At 49.3% G+C, this 7,298-nt stretch carries 5 protein-coding genes and 4 tRNA genes; 8 read left to right on the top strand and 1 reads right to left on the bottom strand.

Annotation, left to right across the window (positions count from 1 at the left end; genetic code table 11):
* The first annotated feature begins 269 nt into the window (after nt 1-269).
* The 4 genes from CAG65_RS00705 (at nt 270) to CAG65_RS00690 (ending at nt 667) form a co-directional block, all read left to right on the top strand.
* Nucleotides 270-343, top strand: a tRNA-Cys gene (locus CAG65_RS00705).
* A gap of 3 nt (nt 344-346) precedes the next feature.
* Nucleotides 347-422: transfer RNA gene (locus CAG65_RS00700), tRNA-Gly, on the top strand.
* 58 nt (nt 423-480) lie between these two features.
* A tRNA-Leu gene (locus tag CAG65_RS00695) sits at nt 481-567 on the top strand.
* A 24-nt stretch (nt 568-591) separates the two neighbouring features.
* Nucleotides 592-667, top strand: a tRNA-Gly gene (locus tag CAG65_RS00690).
* Nucleotides 668-723: 56 nt separating this feature from the next.
* Here the strand turns inward: CAG65_RS00690 and CAG65_RS00685 are convergent.
* Nucleotides 724-1,791: a PQQ-dependent sugar dehydrogenase gene (locus tag CAG65_RS00685; protein WP_021705489.1), complete on the bottom strand. Its 1,068-nt coding sequence runs from the start codon at nt 1,789-1,791 to the stop codon at nt 724-726.
* Between the two features lie 215 nt (nt 1,792-2,006).
* On the opposite strand from CAG65_RS00685, the gene CAG65_RS00680 reads away from it, so the two are divergent.
* The 4 genes from CAG65_RS00680 to CAG65_RS00665 all read left to right on the top strand — a co-directional run.
* Nucleotides 2,007-2,792 carry a TetR/AcrR family transcriptional regulator gene (locus CAG65_RS00680; RefSeq protein ID WP_021705490.1) on the top strand — a complete coding sequence of 262 codons (786 nt, stop codon included), beginning with the start codon at nt 2,007-2,009 and terminating at the stop codon, nt 2,790-2,792.
* A gap of 175 nt (nt 2,793-2,967) precedes the next feature.
* Nucleotides 2,968-5,346 (top strand): efflux RND transporter permease subunit, encoded by a 2,379-nt coding sequence (locus tag CAG65_RS00675; protein WP_161451474.1) that lies wholly within the window; start codon nt 2,968-2,970, stop codon nt 5,344-5,346.
* A gap of 70 nt (nt 5,347-5,416) precedes the next feature.
* A complete protein-coding gene (locus CAG65_RS00670; RefSeq protein ID WP_237668709.1) occupies nt 5,417-6,169 on the top strand; it encodes an outer membrane lipoprotein-sorting protein in 753 nt (250 codons plus the stop codon).
* A 9-nt stretch (nt 6,170-6,178) separates the two neighbouring features.
* The coding region (locus CAG65_RS00665; protein WP_161451470.1) for a hypothetical protein at nt 6,179-7,298 on the top strand (1,120 nt) is incomplete at its 3' end.

Raw genomic sequence — 7,298 nt, 5'->3', positions numbered from 1 at the left:
GCGTGAAGCCCGCTTTTTTTATGTAGGATGTTGCCTGGACAACGAGGTTAAATCACAAAAACTACTCAACAAGATTTTAATAAATGTTCATATTAATCTAAGGTTTGTCGGTGGTTTTCGCTAAGAAATTGACCAATTTAAGCGTTTTTGAATGCAATTTAGACAAACGATTTAAAAATTGAAAAATAATGTTGACTCGGATGATCGAATCCGTAGAATGCATCCCGTACCCAAGAGGAACGCAATGCAGTGAATCTTGGAATTACAGAGGCGCGTTGGCAGAGTGGCTATGCAGCGGATTGCAAATCCGTGGACCTCGGTTCGACTCCGGGACGCGCCTCCATTTGCGACACTAGCTCAGTTGGTAGAGCGCAACCTTGCCAAGGTTGAGGTCACGAGTTCGAACCTCGTGTGTCGCTCCAAATTTATAGGTATGGCTAAGGCGATATCTTGATGGTGTCTCCATCACACATTTAGTGTGCCCTGGTGGTGGAATTGGTAGACACAAGGGATTTAAAATCCCTCGGCGTTCGCGCTGTGCCGGTTCAAGTCCGGCCCGGGGCACCATCTTAATGCTCATTTGAGCGCTATGCGACACTAGCTCAGTTGGTAGAGCGCAACCTTGCCAAGGTTGAGGTCACGAGTTCGAACCTCGTGTGTCGCTCCAAATTTTAAACCCAGCCTGATGGCTGGGTTTTTTGTTATTTGGGATCTGTTCTGGGGCTAAGGTTTAAGTTGGTACACATTTCCACGATCGGTGGAAAAGTATATCCATCCTTGCGGGCTGACCTCGATATCGCGGATTCGCTCACCCAGCTCTTGCAGAATTCTCTCTTCACCCACTGCTTCAAAGTTATCATTCAGGCTGACGATGTTAATATGAGTCAGTTTAAGCGAGCCTGAAAGAAGTTTTCCGTTTAGCGCGGGATACTTATCACCTCGGTACAGTATAAGGCTACCGGGAGCGATAGAGGGCACGTACACTTTGACCGGTGGTTCTATTCCCGGTTTTTCTTTGGCGTCACCAACGTCTAATGGGCCCCAATACTCCTTACCGTGGGAAGTGACAGGCCAGCCGTAGTTTTTTCCCTTTTGGATGCGATTAATCTCATCGCCCCCCCTTGGTCCGTGTTCAATTTCCCAAAGCTGTTGGGTTTGAATGTCGTAAGTAAGCCCCTGGGGATTGCGGTGACCATAAGTCCAGATTTCATCAAGTATCGTTGGATCTTTCACAAATGGGTTGTCTTGCGGGATCGAACCGTTGGGATTAAGACGCAATATGGCAGCAGCGTGTGTCCGTGTGTTTTGCCCGTTGTCTCTATTGCCACGATCGCCGATGGAAAAATAGACGTGCGATTGGTCAAACGCAATCCGGCTACCAAAGTGACGTCCAGTGTCAGACGTCGAACGACTCACTAACACATCTCGCCAGTTAGTGAGGTTACCGTCGCGATAATCCGCAACTGCTAGCGTAGTGGCACCTTGGCCACTCACGTCCTTGCTGTAGGTAACGTACACTTTACCAGGATCAAACGGGGAGACGGCAATATCCAGCAGGCCACCTTGTCCGCGAGCCCATACGTCTTCTACCTCAAACAGGTTGCGAATAGCGCCAGTCGACAGCGTCAGTTGTTTTATCCCACCATTACGCTCTGTGACAAGGAGAGTGTCGTTGTCGACAAAGCTCATGCCCCAGGGGACCGCAAAGCCGCCCGCCACTTTCTCAACTTGCCAGCCCCAGGCTGGAAAACACAATGTAGCCCCGAGTAGGGGAAGAGTCAGTCGACGCATGTTTGTTCCTTTTGTTGTTTTTTAAACAGCGTAGCGGCTTAAGGAAACTATTGCCCGAATGAATATTTAACAAAAAGTAACTTGATATGATCGATTTATCGGCTATTATGACGATGTGTCAAAAATGACGAATCGTCATAATTTGGCAGGCTACACAGATAATGCTTTCGTGTTAAACTTAGTGCGTCAGGAAATCAGGACCAGAGACGGAAGACATGTTTGGCTTTAGCTGTATAAAGAGTGAGAAGAATGAACCCGGCCGAGGCTCAGGTTTGAGCAAGAAGCAGCAGGCGATAGCAAATCGTGAACTCGAATTGATCGAGCTCGCTATTGGCATTATTCGTGAGCAAGGGTTTGGTGCGTTGACTATGGATAAGCTGACTGCAGCCAGTCCCTATTCAAAAGGCACGATCTACAATCATTTTTGCAGCAAAGAAGACGCCATTCTTGCCGTATGCGTCAATTCTTTACGCCGGGAGTCACAATTGTTCGAACGTGCCGCAGGCTTTGAAGGAAGCTCGCGCGAAAGAATCATTGCGATGCACGTGGCGTTTCGCATTTATGCGCGAATGGAGCCGGTGCTGTCAACGTGTGCCATCATGGCAAAAAGTCCATGGGTCATTGAGAAAGCCTCTCCAGAGCGGATAAATTACCTGAATCAACTGGAAGAGCTGGTGATTCAGGGGGCAGATGATCTGGTCAGTGCAGCGGTGCAGGAAGGGGATCTTCGATTTACGCCCGGCATCAGCTCAGATGCGATTGTATTCGCTAACTGGTCGATTGCTTTTGGATCAAATGCCTTAACACAAAACGCATCCAACAGCCGCTGTATCAGCCGCTTGCAGGATCCGTTTACGGTGTTGCACAATGCGAATATGCTGCTGGATGGTCTGGGCTGGAAACCGCTCTCGTCTGAGTGGGATTACAGAAAGACCTGGCAGAAAGTTGAACAGACTCTGTTTAAAGATGAACTGACTTATCTGGAATCGGTGGGCCGTTAACGCTCCACCAGCCTGTGACAGGATTAAAACCCATGCAAATGGGTTTTTAAATATCCATTAATGACGATTCGTCAAAAAATGAGAGAGCATGGCTGTCCCATTTTGACGCTTACTGAGAGCAAAACGTTCACTTTGCTCTGTCGTGTAAAAAATCACGTCACAAATGGAGAATGTGATGAAACAGGTTACCCTTCCAGACAACCGCGCTCAGTTCTGGCTGACCGCACCCACACGCTACGCCTGGCTGGTGTGTATGGCGGTTTTAACCGCAATACTCGTCGCTGCTTTAGGTGCGAAAAATCTCTACTTTCGTGGGGATTACAACATCTTTTTCGATGGCAGCAATCCTCAACTTCAGGCGTTTGATGAAATTCAGACGACGTTCGCTAAATCGGACAGTGTCGCTATTGTCATTGCACCAGAAAACGGCAATGTGTTTAATCGGCGAACCCTCACTTTATTACAGACATTGACCAAAGATGCCTGGCAAACACCGTATTCCAGTCGGGTTGACTCTTTGGCTAACTACCAGCATACAGAGGCGATTGATGATGATCTGCTGGTTGAAGACTTGCTTTACGACGAGTATCCGCTTACGCCTGAGCGAATCGAAAAAGTCAAACAGATTGCGCTAAATGAACCTCTGCTTAAAAACTTACTGATTTCAGCAGACGGTGCCGTGTCGGTGGTCAACATCACAGTGCAGTTGCCGCAGGACGACGAGACTGCGGAGGTCACGGAAGTGGTGACCTATATCAATCAGTTGCTGGAACAGTATCGTCAACTCTATCCGGATGTCGAATTCCATAAAGCGGGCATCATCGCGATGAACGAGGCATTTATGGTATCTGCTCAGCAGGACACCGCGACGCTCGTACCCACCATGTTGCTGGTCATTTTGGTTTTTCTGACCTTGATGCTGCGTTCTTTGTTGAGTGTGATGGCGACGTTACTGGTGATCATCGGCTCGGTTGTGGCGACGTTGGGGCTGGCCGGTTGGGGCGGGGTGTTTATGTCCACGGCGACGGTGAATGTGCCGACCTTAATCATGACACTAGCCGTTGCCGATTGTGTGCATGTGATTGCGACCATGCGTTACAACTTGCAAAAAGGCCACTCTAAAACCTATGCCATTGATCACAGTGTCACTATCAATGTGGTTCCGATCCTGATCACTTCCGTGACAACGGCGATTGGTTTTCTGATGATGAATATGTCTGACTCACCAGTTCTGCGCGACTTCGGTAACCTATCGGCACTGGGGGTGATGATCGCTTGCGGCCTGTCGATCAGCCTGCTGCCAGCGCTACTTAAGATTTTACCGATTCGTGTTGCGCCAGCATCGCAGCAGCAGCCGACAACACGCATGGATCGCCTGGCCGATTTTGTGGTCACACAGCGTAAATTGTTGTTGCCCTTGTCCGTGATTGTGATTGTGGCTTTTGGTGCGTTGATCCCGCTGAACAAAGTGAACGATGATGCCGTGAAGTATTTTGACACGCGCAGTGATTTTCGTCGTGCGGCGGATTTTATGGAATCCCACATCAGCGGAATGACCAACATCAGTATTGCCGTCAAAACACATGAGTCACAGGGGATTGCCGATCCGAAGTTTATTGAGACCATTGGCGCATTCTCTGAATGGATGAGAGCCCAACCTGAAACGGACCACGTTGCCACTTTGTCGGATGTCTACAAACGGCTCAATAAAAACATGCACGCCGATGATGAGCAATATTTCCGTCTCCCTCAGGACAGAGAGCTGGCTGCGCAATATTTGCTGTTGTATGAAATGTCGTTGCCTTACGGGTTGGATCTCAACAACCAGATCAATGTCGACAAATCGTCACTGAAGTTGGTGGTTACAACCGATAACCTCGGCAGTAAAGAGCTGGTCGCGCTCGAAAATCGTATTTACGCCTGGTTCAATACCAACGCGCCGCAATACGAGGTCGTGGCATCCAGTCCATCAATGATGTTTGCCCATATTGGTGAAACCAATATGCAAAGTATGTTATCGACGTTGCCACTCACTCTGGTTTTGATCTCCGCACTGATGATTTTTGCTTTGCGTTCGCTGCGGCTGGGGATCATCAGCCTTATTCCTAATATGGCTCCGGCGATCATCGGTTTTGGTGTCTGGGCACTGCTATCAGGCGACATCAACCTCGGATTATCCGTCGTCGTGACACTGACGTTGGGGATTGTGGTCGATGATGCCGTCCATTTTCTCTCCAAATATCAGCGGGCTCGTCAAGAAGGACAAAGTGCCGAACAGGCGGTGCGTTACGCCTTCCACACTGTTGGCCGTGCGTTGTGGATCACGACGGTAGTGTTGGTCGCCGGGTTTATGGTTTTGGCGATGTCGAGCTTCAGACTCAATTCCGACATGGGGCAACTCAGTGCGCTGGTAATTTTACTCGCTCTGATCGTCGACTTTCTGTTTCTCCCGACACTGCTGATGCGTTTTGATACCAAAACTTATCCCGCAGATGCGCCGTTATCTCAACCTCAGTCTCAACCGGGACATCCGGCTACGAACTCGACTCACTAGAAGGAACATATCAATGAATATTGCTAAGCCAACATACTTTACCCGCGTGTTATCTCTTGCCTGTGTCTTGATGGTTACAGCCGGAGTGACGTCACCTGTCTGGGCGGACCCGGCCCGGGGTCTGGAAATTGCTCAGGAACGCAAAGTCCGTGATGAGGGGTGGGGGGATACGATCGCGACCATGGAAATGGTACTGAAAAACGCGCAGGGAGAGAGCAGTACTCGTCTGATGCGCCTCAAATCACTGGAAGTGAACGGTGATGGCGATAAGGGACTGACGATTTTTGACCAGCCACGAGATGTCTCAGGCACCGCCTTTCTGAATCATTCACACACTTTAGATGCGGATGACCAGTGGCTGTATTTGCCCGCACTGAAACGGGTGAAGCGGATATCTTCACGCAACAAATCGGGCCCATTTATGGGCAGTGAGTTTGCATACGAGGATCTCAGTTCGTTTGAAATTGAAAAATACACCTTCAATTACGTCAAAGATGAAGAGATCGATGGCCAGCCTGCGTTTGTGCTGGAACAAGTACCGACTGATAAAAACTCTGGTTACACACGTCAGATTGTGTGGATTGATCAGACTCATTTTCGTCCGTTGCAGATCGAATTCTATGACCGAAAAGGTGCGCTTCTCAAGACGCTTCAGTTCAGCCAGTACCAACAGTATCAAGGGAAATACTGGCGCGCACACGCGATGAATATGCAAAATCACCAGACCGGTAAGAGCACACTGTTAACCACCAGTGAGATCACTTTCAATAACGGGCTGGATGCCAAGGATTTCCAGAAAACCGTGCTGAAACGCGTGAAGTAAGAGGTCGCGATGAGTCGAACAAATGATCGTATCTCTGTGATTGCTTCTCTGGCGCTAGCACTCGTTCCGTTACAATGTCACGCGTGGGAGTTGTCCGGCCAGGTCAACCTTGAGCATCGGCAGTTTTTTGAGCGCGGTCTGGACGGGCAGGGCCGGGAACAAAGTTCGTTAGTCTTGCAACCGGAAATCTACCAGTCATGGGGTGATGGCAATGCAAGCTTTACTTTTGTGCCGTTTTATCGTCTTGATAGTATGGATGATGAACGTACACATAGTGATATTCGTGAAGCACTTTATCTGACGTACTGGAGTGACTATGAGCTACGGCTTGGCATTGGCAAAGTGTTTTGGGGGGTAACGGAGTCGGAGCATCTGGTGGACGTGGTTAACCAGACCGATGCGATTGAAGCGGTCGATGGCGAAGATAAATTGGGGCAACCCATGATTCATTTCACCAGCATTAAAGAGTGGGGGGTCGTGGATGCACTGTTGTTGCCCTATTTTCGTGAACGGACATTCGCAGGTGAAGATGGTCGCTTGAGACCGACGATCCCGGTTTCTGATGACGCTCTGTATGAATCCTCGCGTAAAGAAAAGCACGTGGATGTGGCCTTGCGTTACGCGAAAATGTTGGGTGATTGGGATGTCGGGCTTAGTTATTTCCAGGGCACCAATCGTGATCCTTACTATCGTCTGCAATCGCAACAACTGAAACCTTACTATGCGCAGATGTCTCAGGTCGGACTCGATGTTCAGGGGATCGTCGGTGACTGGTTATGGAAGCTCGAGAGTATCTATCGAGATAGTGAAGATAACCACACTGGTGTGGTCTCGGGGTTTGAGTACACCTGGGTAGGGGCGTTAGGGGCCGTATGGGATGTCGGGTGGATAGCGGAGTATCTGTACGACAGCCGGGGTAACAATGCCCAGACAACCGGACAGAATGACCTTTTTCTCGGAACGCGTTTTGCGCTGAATGATGAAGACGGAACGGAAGTTTTGATCGGGGTATCACAAGATCTGGATCATTCAGATGTGTACAGCGCCAAGCTAGAGGCATCGAGTCGCATCAATAATCACTTTAAATGGCGCATCGATGGTTGGTTGTTCGAAAACAACACGCCGGATG

This window comes from Vibrio sp. V39_P1S14PM300 (genome assembly GCF_009904765.1).
Lineage (GTDB): Bacteria > Pseudomonadota > Gammaproteobacteria > Enterobacterales > Vibrionaceae > Vibrio > Vibrio proteolyticus.
The sequence above is the reverse complement of the archived record's forward strand: the minus strand, read 5'-3'. Positions and strand labels throughout refer to the sequence as shown.